General features: G+C 63.9%; 16 protein-coding genes. 6 read left to right on the forward strand and 10 right to left on the reverse strand.

What is annotated here, in order from left to right; translation table 11 throughout:
* Nucleotides 1-88: 88 nt before the first annotated feature.
* A complete protein-coding gene (locus tag AVO45_RS05855) occupies nucleotides 89-1,078 on the forward strand; it encodes a glutathione S-transferase family protein (RefSeq protein WP_068345007.1) in 990 nt (329 codons plus the stop codon).
* Here the strand turns inward: AVO45_RS05855 and AVO45_RS05860 are convergent.
* Complete coding sequence (locus AVO45_RS05860) at nucleotides 1,060-1,422, reverse strand: response regulator transcription factor (RefSeq protein WP_068345008.1); 363 nt, start codon at nucleotides 1,420-1,422, stop codon at nucleotides 1,060-1,062. The two genes, AVO45_RS05855 and AVO45_RS05860, sit on opposite strands and share 19 nt — an antisense overlap.
* 193 nt (nucleotides 1,423-1,615) lie before the next feature.
* Here AVO45_RS05860 and cobD point away from each other — a divergent pair, with 193 nt between their 5' ends.
* The 4 genes from cobD to AVO45_RS05880 all read left to right on the forward strand — a co-directional run bounded on the left by cobD (nucleotide 1,616) and on the right by AVO45_RS05880 (nucleotide 5,975).
* Entirely contained in the window at nucleotides 1,616-2,584 is a 969-nt protein-coding gene (gene cobD, locus AVO45_RS05865) for a threonine-phosphate decarboxylase CobD (RefSeq protein ID WP_068345077.1), read from the forward strand.
* Nucleotides 2,581-3,501, forward strand: a complete 921-nt coding sequence (cbiB, locus tag AVO45_RS05870; RefSeq protein ID WP_068345009.1) for an adenosylcobinamide-phosphate synthase CbiB — start codon at nucleotides 2,581-2,583, stop codon at nucleotides 3,499-3,501. Before cobD ends, cbiB begins: the two co-directional genes overlap by 4 nt.
* 25 nt (nucleotides 3,502-3,526) lie before the next feature.
* Nucleotides 3,527-4,690, forward strand: coding sequence for a lytic murein transglycosylase (locus tag AVO45_RS05875; RefSeq protein WP_068345010.1), 1,164 nt, complete (start codon nucleotides 3,527-3,529; stop codon nucleotides 4,688-4,690).
* A gap of 85 nt (nucleotides 4,691-4,775) precedes the next feature.
* Nucleotides 4,776-5,975: an NADH:flavin oxidoreductase/NADH oxidase family protein gene (locus AVO45_RS05880; protein WP_068345011.1), complete on the forward strand. Its 1,200-nt coding sequence runs from the start codon at nucleotides 4,776-4,778 to the stop codon at nucleotides 5,973-5,975.
* Between the two features lie 29 nt (nucleotides 5,976-6,004).
* Here AVO45_RS05880 and AVO45_RS05885 read toward each other — a convergent pair whose 3' ends face one another.
* From AVO45_RS05885 to AVO45_RS05895, 4 genes are all read right to left on the reverse strand, one after another.
* Nucleotides 6,005-6,364, reverse strand: coding sequence for a hypothetical protein (locus AVO45_RS05885; RefSeq protein WP_068345012.1), 360 nt, complete (start codon nucleotides 6,362-6,364; stop codon nucleotides 6,005-6,007).
* Nucleotides 6,365-6,436: 72 nt separating this feature from the next.
* Nucleotides 6,437-6,826 (reverse strand): hypothetical protein, encoded by a 390-nt coding sequence (locus AVO45_RS19675; protein WP_157770107.1) that lies wholly within the window; start codon nucleotides 6,824-6,826, stop codon nucleotides 6,437-6,439.
* Nucleotides 6,827-6,860: 34 nt separating this feature from the next.
* Complete coding sequence (locus AVO45_RS05890; protein WP_068345013.1) at nucleotides 6,861-10,316, reverse strand: AAA family ATPase; 3,456 nt, start codon at nucleotides 10,314-10,316, stop codon at nucleotides 6,861-6,863.
* A 140-nt stretch (nucleotides 10,317-10,456) separates the two neighbouring features.
* Nucleotides 10,457-10,846: a hypothetical protein gene (locus AVO45_RS05895; RefSeq protein ID WP_068345014.1), complete on the reverse strand. Its 390-nt coding sequence runs from the start codon at nucleotides 10,844-10,846 to the stop codon at nucleotides 10,457-10,459.
* A 164-nt stretch (nucleotides 10,847-11,010) separates the two neighbouring features.
* On the opposite strand from AVO45_RS05895, the gene AVO45_RS05900 reads away from it, so the two are divergent.
* Complete coding sequence (locus AVO45_RS05900) at nucleotides 11,011-11,781, forward strand: FadR/GntR family transcriptional regulator (protein WP_068345078.1); 771 nt, start codon at nucleotides 11,011-11,013, stop codon at nucleotides 11,779-11,781.
* Between the two features lie 89 nt (nucleotides 11,782-11,870).
* On the opposite strand, the gene AVO45_RS05905 is transcribed toward AVO45_RS05900, so the two are convergent.
* From AVO45_RS05905 to AVO45_RS05925, 5 genes are all read right to left on the reverse strand, one after another.
* Nucleotides 11,871-12,431, reverse strand: coding sequence for a F0F1 ATP synthase subunit B (locus AVO45_RS05905; RefSeq protein WP_068345015.1), 561 nt, complete (start codon nucleotides 12,429-12,431; stop codon nucleotides 11,871-11,873).
* 5 nt (nucleotides 12,432-12,436) lie between these two features.
* On the reverse strand, nucleotides 12,437-12,982 hold the full coding sequence (locus AVO45_RS05910) for a F0F1 ATP synthase subunit B' (protein ID WP_068345016.1): 546 nt from the start codon (nucleotides 12,980-12,982) through the stop codon (nucleotides 12,437-12,439).
* Between the two features lie 86 nt (nucleotides 12,983-13,068).
* A complete protein-coding gene (locus AVO45_RS05915; RefSeq protein WP_005981269.1) occupies nucleotides 13,069-13,293 on the reverse strand; it encodes a F0F1 ATP synthase subunit C in 225 nt (74 codons plus the stop codon).
* 70 nt (nucleotides 13,294-13,363) lie between these two features.
* Nucleotides 13,364-14,152 (reverse strand): F0F1 ATP synthase subunit A, encoded by a 789-nt coding sequence (locus AVO45_RS05920; RefSeq protein WP_205627858.1) that lies wholly within the window; start codon nucleotides 14,150-14,152, stop codon nucleotides 13,364-13,366.
* Nucleotides 14,153-14,154: 2 nt separating this feature from the next.
* Nucleotides 14,155-14,490, reverse strand: a complete 336-nt coding sequence (locus tag AVO45_RS05925; protein ID WP_068345017.1) for an AtpZ/AtpI family protein — start codon at nucleotides 14,488-14,490, stop codon at nucleotides 14,155-14,157.
* Nucleotides 14,491-14,597 lie beyond the last annotated feature (107 nt).

Consider the following 14,597-nt stretch of genomic DNA (forward strand, 5'->3'; position numbering starts at 1 on the left):
CGGGCGCAGAGACAGTGCGCGTTCGGGAGGCTAGGCAGCGACGGCCTGCGGGCCTATGTCTGATGCATCTCGAACAGGAGGGTTTGGCATGGGCTTGCTGGTAGACGGTAAATGGCAAGATGTCTGGTATGACACCAAATCCACCGGCGGCGCGTTCAAACGGTCGGCCTCTCGGTTCCGCAACTGGGTGACGCCGGGCGGAGAGTCCGGGCCGTCCGGGGAAGGTGGCTTCAAGGCCGAATCCGGGCGATATCACCTCTATGTCAGCCTCGCCTGCCCCTGGGCGCACAGGACTCTGATCTTTCGTGAACTCAAGGGGCTGGCCGACCACATCTCGGTTTCCGTGGTCCATCCGGACATGCTGGATCAGGGCTGGAGTTTCGAGACGGACGAACACGGCGCGACCGGTGACGGCCTCTATGGCTTCGGCCACCTGCACCAGATCTATACCAAGGCAGACCCCAGCTATTCAGGCCGCGTCACGGTGCCGGTTCTGTGGGACAAGCAGCGCGAGACCATCGTCTCGAACGAAAGCGCCGAGATCATCCGCATGTTCAACTCGGCCTTCGACGCGATCACCGGCAACACCGATGACTACTGGCCGGAACCGCTGCGTGACGCAATCGAAGAGGTGAACGACCGGATTTACTCGACCCTGAACAATGGCGTCTACAAATGCGGATTCGCGACCACGCAGAAGGCCTATGACACCGCCGTGCATCCCCTGTTCGACACGCTCGACTGGCTGGAGGAGCAGCTGACCGCCAACCGCTATCTGATGGGTAACCGCATCACCGAGGCCGACTGGCGCCTGTTCACCACGCTGATCCGTTTCGACCCGGTCTATCATGTGCATTTCAAGTGCAGCCGCAAGCGGCTGATCGACTACCCGAACCTCTGGGCCTACACCCGCGAGATGTATCAATGGCCGGGTGTGGCGAGCACGGTGAACGTGGAACATATCGTGCGGCACTATTTCTACAGCCACGACAGCATCAATCCGCACCGCATCATTCCGATCAACCCGGTGCTCGACTACTGGGCGCCGCACGGGCGCGATCAGCGGCCTGCCGCGTAATGCTCGACCATCGCCGCCAGATCTTCTGGCGGCGTTGCGCTTTGGACATAGGCGCAGGCATTCGGGCTGTGGGCAAAGATCGAACCGTCCGAGAAAAACGTCGTGTTGGTGACGAAGATCACCCGCGCCTCGGGGCGGCGGTAGCTGGCGAAATCGGCAACCGCCAGGGCGCTGCCGTTTTCCAGGACGAGGTCCAACACGATGACATCGAAATCGGTGCCGTAAAGCGCCAGGATCGCCGCCTCCTGCGAGTCCACCAACACCGTATCGGCCCCCTGCCGCTGCAGATGACGCTGCCAGACCCGGCCCAGATCCAGGTTGCTCTCGACGATCAGAACTTTCATTCGCGACAACCTCGGCACTCGAAAAACGCGTGGTGCCGTCCCCCCTGCCCTTGATCCGCCCATTTCGTTAACAAAGCGTTTACAGGCGCCACCTCGTCGCGTTTGGGCGGGAATAGCTTGTGTCAAAGGCGAAAATCCGCTTGAAGCGCCCAGACGAGCGACGTTTTTTAGGCAAACCTATCGGATGGCCTGCATGCCCGACCCGGATCACGACCCGATCAATCCCCGCGCAAAGCGCGATCATGGCGGCGGGCTGGACGGCGCAATGCGCGCCTATGGCGGCGAGAGACAGGATTGGATCGACCTGTCCACCGGAATCAACCCGCACCCCTACCCTGTCACCAGCCTGGCCCCCGCGGATTGGGCGGAACTGCCCGATCACGAGGCCTTCGAAACCCTCGTCGCCGCCGCCCGCAGGTTTTGGTCCGTGCCCGATGGGGCTGCGATCCTGCCTGCCCCCGGCGCCTCGGCGCTGATCGCGCGTCTTCCGGCGCTGGCCCCCGCCGACTCGGTCGAGATCACGCCACCCACCTACAACGAACACGCCGCCGCCTTTTCCGCCCAGGGCTGGCAGGTGCAAGACAGCGGCCCGGCAGAGGCCCGCGTTCTGGTGCATCCCAACAATCCCGACGGGCGGCTCTGGAGCGAAGCGGACGCCTCGGCCCCTCTGACCATCATCGACGAGAGTTTCTGCGACGTGACGCCCGAGGCATCCCTGATCCATCTGGCCGAGCGCCCGAGCACCGTCGTGCTGAAAAGTTTCGGCAAGTTCTGGGGGCTCGCCGGATTGCGGCTGGGCTTTGCCATTGCACGGCCCGAGATCATCTCGCGGCTGAACGACCTGACCGGCCCCTGGGCCGTTTCGGGCCCGGCCCTGCGGATCGGGGCAGCGGCCCTGTCCAACGAAGATTGGGCCGAGGCGACCCGTGCGCGGCTGGCCGACGAGGCCCGCCGGCTCGATGCCCTGCTGAGGGGCAAGGGGGCCAAGCTCGTCGGGGGCACCTCGCTGTTCCGGCTCTACGAGGTGGACGACGCAGCCGCCTGGCAAGACCGTCTGGCCCGCGCCCATATCTGGAGCCGCATCTTTCCCTATTCTCACAGCTACCTGCGTCTGGGCCTGCCGCCCGCGCATGGCTGGGAGCGCCTGGAGGCCGCGCTGTGAGCACCGCTTTCCTGCTGACCTGCGCCATGCTGCTCGACGCTGCCTTGGGTGAACCCGACTGGCTGTGGTCGCGCATCCGGCATCCGGCGGTGATGATCGGCAACCTGATCGGCGCCTTGGACAGACACCTGAACCACGGCGCGAACAGACGCCTCAAGGGAGTCGCGGTCGTCATTTTTCTGGTGTTTTCTGCCCTGCTGATCGGCGCGCTGCTGGCGGCTCTGGGGCCGGTCGCGGAAATCATCGTCTGTGCGATCCTGCTGGCGCAGAAATCCTTGGTCTCGCATGTTCAGGACGTGGCCACGGCATTGCGGAGGTCTCTGGAGGATGCGCGCCAGACGGTGGCAAGGATCGTCTCGCGCGACACCTCGGACATGACCGAGGCGCAGGTTGCGCGCTCGGCCATCGAAAGCGCCGCCGAGAACCTGAGCGACGGCGTCATCGCACCCGCCTTCTGGTTTCTCGTCGGCGGGTTGCCGGGCCTTCTGGTCTACAAATTCGTCAACACCGCCGACAGCATGATCGGCTACCGCAACGAAAAATTTGCCGAGTTCGGCTGGGCGTCGGCGCGGCTCGACGATCTGCTGAACCTGATACCGGCGCGGCTCACCTGCGGGATGATCGTCGTGCTGTCGGGATGTTACCGCCAATGGCCGGCCATCGTGGCGGACGCCCGCCGCCACATCTCGCCCAATGCCGGCTGGCCCGAGGCGGCCATGGCGCGTGCGCTGGACGTGGCGCTTGCCGGCCCGCGCAGCTATCACGGGCAGGTCCGGGACCTGGCCTGGGTCAATGGCGATGCACGGCGGGAGATCGGCGCGTCAGAGATCGAGCAGGCGGTGGCCATGCTCTGGCGTGTCTGGGGGCTGGCCCTTGGCATCGTGGCGCTTTGGGCTATGCTCGGCTTCATACTCTGAACGAACTTTTCAGGTTGTCTTCAAAATGCGCCTTTTGTCCGGCTTGTTTGCCGTTGCCCTGATGGGCTCGCCCGTTCATGCCCGATGCGGCGGCAGCTTTGATGTCTTCGTCGAAGATCTGAAAACCGAAGCACTCGGCCGAGGGCATCAGCAGACCGCAGTAAACGCGTTCTTCCAGGGCGTCCGTGTGGACGAAAAGGTTTTGAAAGCCGACCGGGCCCAAGGTGTATTCCAGAAACCCTTCATCGACTTTTCCCGCCACTTGATCTCGAAGAACCGGATCGACCGGGGCCAAGCGATGGCCCGAAAATACGCGGCGGTTTTCGACAGTATCGAGGCGGAATTCGGGGTCTCGCGCGGTGTCCTGTTGGCCTTCTGGGCCTTCGAGACCGACTATGGCGGCTATCAGGGCAATTTCAACACGCGCAATGCGCTGGTCACGCTGGCGCATGACTGCCGGCGGCCCGAGCTGTTTCGCCCCCAGATCTTCGCCGCCATCAAGCTGTTCGAACAGGGCGATTTCGACCCACAGCGAACGACCGGAGCCTGGGCCGGGGAAATCGGCATGGTGCAGATGCTGCCGCAGGACATTCTGGACAACGGCGTGGACGCGGACGGGGACGGCAAGGTTTCCCTCAAGACCTCTGCCGCCGACGCGCTGACATCCGGGGCCCAGATGCTCTCGCATCTGGGGTGGCGACCGGGTGAGCCATGGCTGCAGGAAGTCCGGGTTTCCGAGCAGATTGACTGGTCGCTGTCAGGACCGGGCCGCAGCCGGCCGGTATCCGAGTGGCAGGCGATGGGCGTCCGCGCCCGCAACGGGTCGCTGGCCGACCTGCCTGCCTCGCTGATCCTGCCGCAGGGTCGCAAGGGGCCGGCCTTTCTCGCCTATCCGAATTTCGATGTCTTTTTCGAATGGAACCGGAGTTTCGTCTATGTCCTGACCGCCGCCTATTTCGCGACGCGGCTCGAGGGCGCGCCGATCTATGACGCGGGCAATCCAGAGCCGGGTCTGTCGGGCCCGCAAATGAAACAATTGCAGAGCAAGCTGCAGGCACGGGGACACGACGTCGGGAAAATCGACGGCATTCTCGGGGCCGGAACCCGCGCCGCCGTGCAGGCGGAACAGGCGCGGCTTGGCCTGCCCGCGGATGCATGGCCGACGGTCGAGTTGCTGAACCGTCTGTGAACGCGCCCTGATGGCAAGGGATTGCCTTGTGGCAAACCTTCGGGCAACCAAGGCAGGCCGTTGCAATCTGGCAGGAGTCCTCCCGATGAGCCATCCCGCGCCGCTGTTCCAGCCACTTGAGTTGCCGTGTGGAGTCATCCTGAAAAACAGGATCGCCAAATCCGCCATGTCTGATTCACTGGGGGACGGCACCGGTCATCCCACGGCAGAGCAATACCGGCTGTATCAGCGGTGGGCAGAGGGTGGGTTGGCCGTATCCATCATCGGAGAGGTGCAGTCTTCGCCGAATTTTCCAGAGAAGCCCGGGAACCTGGTGCTGGACTCCCAGGCCGATCTTTCGAAGTTTCAAGAACTTGCGCGGCATGGCGGTCGGAATGGCGCTCAGTTGTGGTTGCAACTGGGCCACGCCGGCGCGCTGGCGCACGGGCCGATCAGCAATCCCAAGGGGCCAAGCGCATTGGATCTGCCGGGGCTGGTCTGCGCCGAGATGATGCTAGAGAAAATTCGTCAGGTTCCCCAAGATTTCGCCAGAACAGCGGAATTGGCCAAGCAGGCGGGATTCGGCGGCGTGCAGGTTCATGCGGCACATGGGTTCCTCCTCAGCCAATTCCTCTCGCCGCTGTTCAACAAGCGCAGCGATGAATACGGCGGGACGATCACCAACCGAATGAGGCTGATCCTGGAATGTATCAGGGCCATACGGGAGGCGGTCGGTCCCGACTTTCCGATCGCGATCAAACTGAACGCCTCGGACCAGCTGGAAGGGGGGCTTGTCGAAGATGACGCCCTCCAAGTCGTCGCCGCTCTGGACGCAACATCCATCGACCTGATCGATATCAGCGGCGGAACCTATTTCCCGGGCGCAAAATCGGCGTCAGACAGCGCCGGGCGGGGTCCCTACTTCGTCGAATTCGCCAAGCGCGCGCGAAAGGAGACGACCAAGCCCCTGATGCTGACCGGCGGTGTCAAGACGCGGGGTCAGGCCGACGAGGCCCTGTCGAGTGGTGCCGTCGACGTGATCGGCCTTGCCCGCGCGCTGGCCCTGGAGCCGACCCTCCCAAACCTGTGGCAGGAAAACCGGATGCCCGAGCCCTCTTTCCCAAGATTTCCGAATGCGGCCGAAGGCGGGATCACGGCATGGTACACGATGCGCCTGACCCGAATGGGCGCAGACCAAGAGACCGACGACATCGGCAGTCTGGAACAAGCCATTCAGGAATACGAGGCGCGCGACAATATCCGAGCGGAAATCTGGTCACGCCACTTCGGCCCACCTGCAAGCTGATTAGAAGGGGCGAAAGACACGGAAAACCGTCAATTGGGCCTGACCGGATAGCGCTCGCCTTTTTCGTTTATCAGGATCAACCGATCACCGTTGCGGACATAAAGATCGCAGCGGCTGAACCCGTTGCGGAAATCGACGCAAATGCTGCCATCCTCGGCGATCCTATAGGTGCCAAAGGCCGTGCCGCCTCCGTTCTCGGCGGAATAGGTGAAGGAATAGGCACCGCCAGCCGAATATCTGGACTGCCCGTCGTCGTAAAAAGTCAAGGTCCGACCTGCCAGGGCCGCGAGTTCATCGCGGCCGAGCGGTATGTCTCCCGGACGCAACGCCCAGCCTTCGGCCGAGACGGGGCCTGCAGCAAGGCAGATGATGAGAGCGAGATATCTCATGCAACCAACCTGACGCACAATGGAACGACACGGGAGTCACGTTGCGGTGAACGCACTCCTCGTGACCGACCCTCAGGGGCGCACGCCCAGCCTGAGCCGAACCTTCATCCGCCCCGTGCTTTCGCGGGAATAGATCAGCACCTGATCTGGTTCGATCGCCAGATCGCAGCGGTCGACCCGCCTTTGCAGCCGGATACACAGCTCATCATCGACCTCCATTCTCACCCCACCCACAGAGAAACCGAGTTCTTGGTCCTCATCGGGCAAAGGGGCTTGGCCACCCCTCGCAGAGCGATAAAACGGAGTTTGCGGTCCGGGATAGGGCTGGTCGAGCATGAATGAGTTTTCAGTATCCCCGCCATTGACCCAGATGCTCCGGAGTTGCATGTCACCACCAAGAGCCGGATGCGCCAGAAACGCGATAACGAACACCACAAAAATAACCAACATGCTGGAAAGCATAGCATAAATTGGCCGCTCGCGCTACTGGGCAGGGTCAGGCGACCATCGCTTCGGCCTTCTTGAGGTCCACCGAGACCAGCTGGCTGACGCCCTGTTCCTGCATGGTCACGCCGAACAGCCGGTCCATCCGGGCCATCGTCACCGCGTGGTGGGTGATGATCAGGAACCGCGTGTCGGTCTGGCGGCACATCTCGTCCAGCAGGTCGCAGAAGCGGGTCACGTTGGCATCGTCCAGCGGCGCGTCCACCTCGTCGAGCACGCAGATCGGCGCCGGGTTGGCAAGGAACACCGCAAAGATCAGCGCCATTGCGGTCAGGGTCTGCTCGCCACCGGACAGCAGGCTGAGGGTCGAGAGCTTCTTGCCGGGCGGCTGGCACATGATCTCCAGACCGGCATCCAGCGGGTCCTCGCTTTCGACCATGACCAGATTGGCTTCGCCGCCGCCGAAGAGGTGCTTGAACAGCATGGCGAAGTTGGAATTGACCTGCTCGAAGGCCGTAAGCAGACGCTCGCGCCCTTCGCGGTTCAGGCTGGCGATGCCGCTGCGCAGGGCCTTCACGGCCTCTTCCAGATCGGCCTTCTCGGACTTGAGCGTGTCATATTCTTCCTGGACCTCGCGCGAGTCCTCCTCGGCGCGCAGGTTGACCGCGCCCATCGCGTCGCGCAGACGCTTGAAACGGTTGACCTCGGCCTCCAGCGCGTCGGCGGCCGGCATCTTGTCGGGATCGCCGCCCAGCTGGTTCAGCAACTGGTTCGGCGTCAGCTGCTGATCCTCGGCGATCCGCTCGGCGGCGGCCACAACGCCCTCTCGCGCGGCCTCGCAGCGGGCCTCGGCGGCGGCGCGGGCTTCGCGCGCTTCCGAGGCCAGACGTTCCGCCTCGCGTTCGGCCAGGATCGCCTCGCGCTGCCTGGTCTCGGCCTCGGCCAGACGGTCGGCGGCCTCGGCGCGGCGGGCCTCGGCGGCCTCGATCTGTTCGTTCAACTCCTCGCGGGCCTCGGCGATCTCGCCGGGAACGGCCATGGCCTCGGCCAACTCCTCCTCGGAGGTCGCCTTGCGCTCGGTCAGTTCCGCGATCCGCTTGCCCGCCGTTTCCAGACGGTGCCGCCAGCCGCTGAGATCCTTGGCCACCTCCTGCGAGCGGCGGGTGCGCGCCTCGCCCTCGCGCCGCAACTCGTCATGCGTGGAGCGGTGGGTCAGCATGGTGATCCGGGCGGCCTCTACCGTCTGCTTGATGTCCTCGACCCGGGCGCGGGCGCTGTCCAGATCGCCCAGTTCGGCCAACGCCCCTTCGGCCTCGCGCAGCTGAATGCGCGCCGACATCGCATCTTCCTTGTGGCGATCGACCGCCAGCGTCAGGGTTTCCAACTTGCCCTGCGCAAGGTTTCGCTCCGCCTCGGCCTTGCTGAGCGCCCGGGCGGCTTCGGCGACCCGATGGTCGGCGGCACGGCGGGCCTCGCGCGCCCGGCGGTCGGCCTCGGTCACCTCCGCCAGTTGCCGCGACAACGCCTCGTGTGCGGCTCTCGCACCCTCGGCCTGCGCCTCGACCTGTGCCAGTTGCTGCTTCAGCGCCTCCAGCTTGTTGAGCTGCTCCAGCCGCATCGCTGCCGCGCTCGGCGCATCTTCGGCCCAAGCCCGGAACCCGTCCCAGCGCCACAGGTCGCCCGAGCGGGAGACCAGCCGCTGGCCGGGCTTGAGCAAGGGTTGCAGCCGCGCACCCTGTTCCGCGTCGATCAGGCCGATCTGGGCGATACGGCGGCTGAGGCGGTCGGGTCCCGAGACATGCAGCGCCAGCGGTTCGGCCCCTTCGGGCAGCGGCTGGTCGGCGTCGTAACCCGGCACCTGAACCCAACCTGAGGGTCCGTCGCCCTCGACCAGCGGAGCGCGCAGGTCGTCCGCCAGCGCGGCCCCGAGCGCCTTTTCAAAACCCGGCTCGACCCGCAGCAGATCCAGAACCTGCCCCCCTTCGGCGGTGTCGCGCTCGACCAGCTTGGCCAGCGCGGCGGTTTCGGCCCGGATCGCGCCCAACTCGCCCTCGGCCTCCGAGCGTTTCGCCCGTGCCTCGGCTTCGCGCGCCTGCGTGTCGTTGCGCAGCTCGTCGGCTGCCGCCAGCGCCTCTTCGGCGGCTTCGGCGGCCTCGCGGGCTTCTTCCTCGGCCTCCTGCGCGGCCTCGAACGCCTCGCTGGCACGGGCAAGTGCCGTTCGGGCCTCTGTCACGGCGGCCTTGGCCTTTTCCTCTTCGGCCTCGGAGCGGGCCAGCGTCTTGCGGCTGTCCTCGACGAGGCGCTGCGCCGACTGGTGACGGGCCACCAGACGGGCCATATCCTCGGTTTCCTGCGACAGCAGATCCTCGCGCTCCTGCAGGACGGCGGCGGCCTCGCGCGCGACCTCGGCGGCCTCGGCCAGCTTGTCATCATGGCCCTCGGCGGCCTTGGCCAGTTCGCGGGCTTCCCACTCGAGCCGCTCGATCGTCTCGCCGGCATCCTTGTTCAGGCCGGTTTCGCGCTCGATGTCACGGCCGAGCTGCTGGATCCGCGCGGTCAGGGTTTCGATCGTCTGGCGGGCGCGGGTTTCCTGATCGGCCAGCGCGTCGCGCTGCACCTGCTGGCGCTGCAGGACGGCCGCGGCGATTGCTTCTTCCTCGCGCAGCGGCGGCAGAACCTCGTCCGCCTTGATGCGCGCGGCCTCGGCCTGGCGCGCCGCGGCCTCAGCACGCGACGCCTCGGTGATCCGCTCGCGCAGCTTGTCCTCGGCCAGTTGACGGGCCATGTCGGCCTCTTTCCAGCGGCGATACAGCAGCATCCCTTCGGCCTGCCGCAACTGTTCGCCAATCTCGCGATAGCGCGCGGCCTGCCGGGCCTGACGGGCCAGTTGCGCCAGCTGCGCCCCCAACTGTTCCAGCACGTCATCGACGCGGGTCAGGTTGGTTTCGGTGCCTTTCAGCTTGAGTTCGGCCTCGTGCCGGCGCTGATACAGGCCCGAAATACCGGCCGCCTCTTCGAGGATCCTGCGGCGTGCCTTGGGCTTGGCGTTGATCAGTTCCGCAATCTGCCCCTGCCGGACCAGCGCCGGTGAATGGGCACCGGTCGAGGCGTCGGCGAACAGCATCTGGATATCCCGCGCCCGCACGTCCTTGCCATTGGCCTTGTAGGCGCTGCCCACGTCGCGGGTGATGCGACGGACGATTTCCAGCTGATCGCTGTCATTGAATCCCGAGGGCGCCAGCCGTTCGGAATTGTCGATGATCAGGGACACTTCGGCGAAGTTTCGGGCGGGGCGCGTGGCAGCCCCGGCAAAGATCACGTCCTCCATCCCGCCGCCGCGCATGGCCTTGGGACGGTTTTCGCCCATGACCCAGCGCAGCGCCTCCAACAGGTTCGACTTGCCACAGCCATTCGGACCGACCACACCCGTCAGCCCCTCCGCGATGATCAGATCAGTCGGGTCAACGAAGCTTTTGAAGCCGGTAAGTCTGAGCCTGTTGAAACGCAAGGGTCGTCATCCATGATTCCCGTGGAGTCCGAGTCTGCGCGCTGGAAGGGCGATGAGTCAATGTTGATGCGCAGGATATAGCCTGCGCGCCCAAGTTATCCACAATATCTTGCCCATCTCAGGGTCACTGGGGGGGGCGATCAATACGGGTAGCACTGGAACTCGTCATAACCGTCGCCGCCCCAATAGTCGAAGCATTCGTAATTCGGGGTAGAACGAACCGTTTGCAGCAATCGGCGGCCTTCGGCCTGGTCGCAGCCCAGGACGCCCGTCGTCACGGCGGCATCCCCCATAACCTCCATCACGGGGCATCCGGACGCTTGCGCCATGGCAATCTCTGCCCTGTCCCGGATCGGCCCCAGCCGTGGCGCATACTGCCGGTTGACGCGAACAGCTTCGGCAAGATTGCCCCGTACGCGAACGTCGAAAATGCTGCCGTCAACCTCGACCCGGGTGGCGGGAACGCCTGCGAAATGGGGGGTTGCCTGCGCGCAGGACATCAGGAGGAGAAACGAAAGGATCCACTTCATGCCGTCACAATCCGCAGCCAACGTTAACGATTCGTTTCCGACCCCGCCATGCGCTCCGGAATGTGTGTCCTGCCGTTCTGAAAACGCGTGATGACGCAGGCGCAAATCTTGAAGAACACCCTTTTGTGTGGTCATCTGTTTTGACCAATTCTAACGAGCGCGAGATGCCTTTCCAGAAAGTCCAATCCGAAAAGCTGTCGACCGCAGTCGTTCGCCAGATCGAACTGCTCATTTTGCGGGGAATCCTGAGGCCCGGAGAACGGTTGCCCTCCGAACGCGAACTTGCCGAGCGTTTGGGCGTTTCACGGCCTTCGCTGCGTGATGCCATCGCCGAGTTGCAGGAGCAAGGGTTGCTGACTGCGAAGGCCGGGTCGGGGATTTACGTGGCCGAGGTTCTGGGCTCGGCCTTTTCGCCGGCCCTGATCCGCCTGTTCGGAACTCATGACGAGGCCGTTTTCGACTATCTCTCGTTCCGCCGGGACATGGAGGGGCTGGCGGCCGAACGGGCGGCGCGGCTGGGGTCGCAGAGCGATCTGAAGGTGATCCAGAAGATCTTTGACAAGATGGAAGCCGCCCACGCCAAACGTGCCGCCGACGACGAGGCCCAACTGGATGCGCAGTTCCACATGGCGATCATCGAGGCGAGCCACAATGTCGTCATGCTGCACATGATGCGGTCGATGTTCGATCTGCTGCGGCAGGGCGTTTTCTACAATCGAAAAATCATGTTCCACCAGCGAACCACCCGCGAGGCGATCCTGAACCAGCACCGCGCGATCAACCAGGCACTTCAGGCCCGCGACCCGGCAGGCTCTCGTGCGGCGGTCGAGGCGCATCTGAACTATGTCGAGCAATGCCTGGCCGACCACCAGAAGGCCGAGCAGAACGAAGCCATCGCACGCCAGAGGCTACAGCACGAAACTCGGCGCGGGTGAAAAACCCGGCGCCAGTCCTGAACCTTTGGAATCCGACGAAAAAAGCCCGGCCTCATGGGCCGGGCTTGTCTTGATCGCGTCGAAACCGCTTAGTGCAGTTTGGCGTCCACGTCAGCAATGGCCGCGTCGATCAGTTTGTTGGCCTGGGCGGCAGTCATCTGCTTGGCCAGAATTTCGCCTGCTGCCGCGACGGCAACCGCAATCGCCTGATCACGCACTTCCTTGATCGCCGAAGCCTCGGCCGAGGCGATCTGGTCCTGCGCGGCGGCCAGACGGCGCGCGATCGAGGTTTCCAGATCCTTCTTGGCCTGTTCAGCGGCCAGAACGGCGTCTTCCTTGGCGGCTGCGACGATGGCATCAGCCTGAGCCTGCACTTCACGCTGCTTGCGCTCGTAGGACGCCAGAAGGGTCTGCGCTTCTTCGCGCAGTTCCCGGGCTTCGTCGAGTTCGGCCTGAATCCCTTGGGCGCGATTGTCCAGCGCGCCACCGATCATGCCGGGCACCTTGAAGTAGAACAGCACGGCAACGAACACGATGAACGCGATGGTCACCACGAAGTCGGTGTTGCCCAGCGAGAAGAACGGGCCGCTTGCGGCAAAAGCCGGGCTGGCGGCACCTGCGGTCAGGATAAGGGCGAGAATGTTGCGCATGTCTCTTATCCTTTCATCCGGGCATCGACCGCACCCGCGATGGCGTCGGCATCGGCCTTACCACCCAGAGCGGTGACGAGTTCGGTCGCCGTGTCCTTGGCAACCAGTTTAATGCTTTCCAGCGCACCGGCGCGGATCTCGGCAATCGCCTTTTCCGACTCGGCCGCCTTGGCAGCGATTTCCGCATCCGCCTTGGCGATGGCGTCGTCCAGATCTGCCTGGATCTCGGCACGGGCCTCGGAAGCGATGCGCTGCGCTTCGGCACGGGCATCCGCCAGCGCCTTGTTGTAGGCCTCTTCGGCCTCGACCGCCTTGGCCTTCAGGTCTTCGGCCGCAGCGAGGTCGTTGGTGATGGTCCCCTTCCGCTCGGCCAGGATCGCCGCGATACGGGGCAGAGCCACGCGGGACAGGACCAGAAAGACGACGACCAGCGTAACGACGAGCCAGAAGATCTGGTTCGGGAACCAGTCGAAGCAAAGCTGCGGCATCCCGATGGCAGAGCCATGAGAGTCGACGCAGGTTCCTACTGCTCCGGTTGTTTCAGTCGCCATGATGTCCTCCGTCGGAACTTTGTCTTTACAACGGGCGGGCCGCTATGGCCTGGGCCCACCCGCGCGTAAGGATCAGGTTCCGCAGGTTAGACGGCGAACATCAGCAGCAGCGACACGAGGAATGCGAAGATCCCCAGGGCTTCTGCGAATGCGATACCGATGAACAGGGTTGCGGTCTGCGAAGCGGCGGCCGAGGGGTTGCGCAGGGCGCCGGCCAGGAAGTTGCCTGCCACGTTGCCCACCCCGATTGCGGCTGCGCCCGAACCGATTGCTGCCAGGCCTGCGCCGATGTGTGCGAGATCGCCTTCCATGATGATGTCTCCTTACGATTTGGAAGTTTCGATGTAGGGTTATCGTTCCTGTGCCGGGATCAGGTCCCGATCAGTGATGCGGATGCAGAGCGTCCTTGAGATAGACACAGGTCAGAATGGTGAAAACGTAGGCCTGGATGAAGGCCACCAGGACCTCGAGGCCATACATTGCGGTGATCGCCAGGACCGACACGGGCGAGATCGCGGCGACGGCTGCAAAGCCTGCGAACACCTTGATCACCGCGTGGCCTGCCATGACGTTGCCGGCAAGACGAATGGAGTGGCTGACCGGACGAACGAAATACGAGATCAGTTCGATGATCGCCAGGATCGGGCGGAGCGCCAGCGGCGCGCTCGACACCCAGAACAGGCTCAGGAAACCGGCGCCGTTCTTGACGAAGCCCAGAACGGTCACGGTCAGGAACACCGCCAGAGCAAGCACCACGGTCACGGCGAAATGCGAGGTGGTGGTGAACGACATGGGCAGCAGACCCAGGAAGTTCGCGGTGACGATGAACATGAACAGCGTCATGACATAGGGGAAGTACTTGACGCCTTCCTTGCCGCAGATGTCCTCGAGCATCTTGTAGATGAAGCCATAGGCCAGTTCCGCGATGGACTGCATGCGGGTCGGGACGATGGCGCGCTTCGAGGTGCTCAGCACCAGCAGGCCGATGATCGCCAGAATGGCCAGCGCCATCCACAGGGTCACGTTTGTGGGCGTGTACCAGGCAATCGTGTCACCGCCGAAGAGCGGCTTGACGATGAACTGGTCCATCGGGTGGAACACCAGGCTGCCGCCTTCTGCTGCATGTTCCGCGCCTTCGGCGCCGTGTGCTGCGGTGGTCTCGCTTGCCACGTTCAGTCCCTCTCGTCCTTTTCGGCCGATGCCTCGGCCGCCTTTTGTTTCTCTTGGACCTCTTGCGCGCTGCGGAGCATGACTTTCACCCCGGCGGCAAGGCCCAGCAATGTGAACAGCACCAGAAAGATCGGGATCGTCCCGAACAGGCTGTCCAGCCCGTATCCGATGCCAAATCCGATCCCCAGACCGGACACCATCTCGATGACCATCCGCCAGGCCAGTTCGCCCCCGGATATGTCAGCGTCCGCGCGGGCCTTGGGCTGGTTCGCCTTTTTCGCCGCCTCGATCTTCGCCTCAAGCTGCGACAGGCGCTGCTTTTGGTCCTCATCCGTCAACGACGTCGTCCTCACGCTTTCTTGGGCATGGTGCTAAGGCGGAGAGGGCTCAGAGTCAACGACGCAGTTTGGCTTTGCAGAAAACGATTAAACCATTGTTTTTATGC

The organism is Ruegeria marisrubri (genome assembly GCF_001507595.1).
Taxonomy (GTDB): Bacteria; Pseudomonadota; Alphaproteobacteria; order Rhodobacterales; family Rhodobacteraceae; genus Ruegeria; species Ruegeria marisrubri.

Bases quoted from the DNA above. Each gene is read 5' to 3' on its own strand.
- AVO45_RS05895 (WP_068345014.1), bottom strand. From the start codon at position 10,846: ATGAAGTGGATCCTTTCGTTTCTCCTCCTGATGTCCTGCGCGCAGGCA.
- AVO45_RS05875 (WP_068345010.1), top strand. From the start codon at position 3,527: ATGCGCCTTTTGTCCGGCTTGTTTGCCGTTGCCCTGATGGGCTCGCCC.
- AVO45_RS05880 (WP_068345011.1), top strand. From the start codon at position 4,776: ATGAGCCATCCCGCGCCGCTGTTCCAGCCACTTGAGTTGCCGTGTGGA.
- cobD (WP_068345077.1), top strand. From the start codon at position 1,616: ATGCCCGACCCGGATCACGACCCGATCAATCCCCGCGCAAAGCGCGAT.
- AVO45_RS05910 (WP_068345016.1), bottom strand. From the start codon at position 12,982: ATGGCGACTGAAACAACCGGAGCAGTAGGAACCTGCGTCGACTCTCAT.
- AVO45_RS05915 (WP_005981269.1), bottom strand. From the start codon at position 13,293: ATGGAAGGCGATCTCGCACACATCGGCGCAGGCCTGGCAGCAATCGGT.
- AVO45_RS19675 (WP_157770107.1), bottom strand. From the start codon at position 6,826: ATGCTTTCCAGCATGTTGGTTATTTTTGTGGTGTTCGTTATCGCGTTT.
- AVO45_RS05905 (WP_068345015.1), bottom strand. From the start codon at position 12,431: ATGCGCAACATTCTCGCCCTTATCCTGACCGCAGGTGCCGCCAGCCCG.
- AVO45_RS05860 (WP_068345008.1), bottom strand. From the start codon at position 1,422: ATGAAAGTTCTGATCGTCGAGAGCAACCTGGATCTGGGCCGGGTCTGG.
- AVO45_RS05855 (WP_068345007.1), top strand. From the start codon at position 89: ATGGGCTTGCTGGTAGACGGTAAATGGCAAGATGTCTGGTATGACACC.
- AVO45_RS05900 (WP_068345078.1), top strand. From the start codon at position 11,011: ATGCCTTTCCAGAAAGTCCAATCCGAAAAGCTGTCGACCGCAGTCGTT.
- AVO45_RS05885 (WP_068345012.1), bottom strand. From the start codon at position 6,364: ATGAGATATCTCGCTCTCATCATCTGCCTTGCTGCAGGCCCCGTCTCG.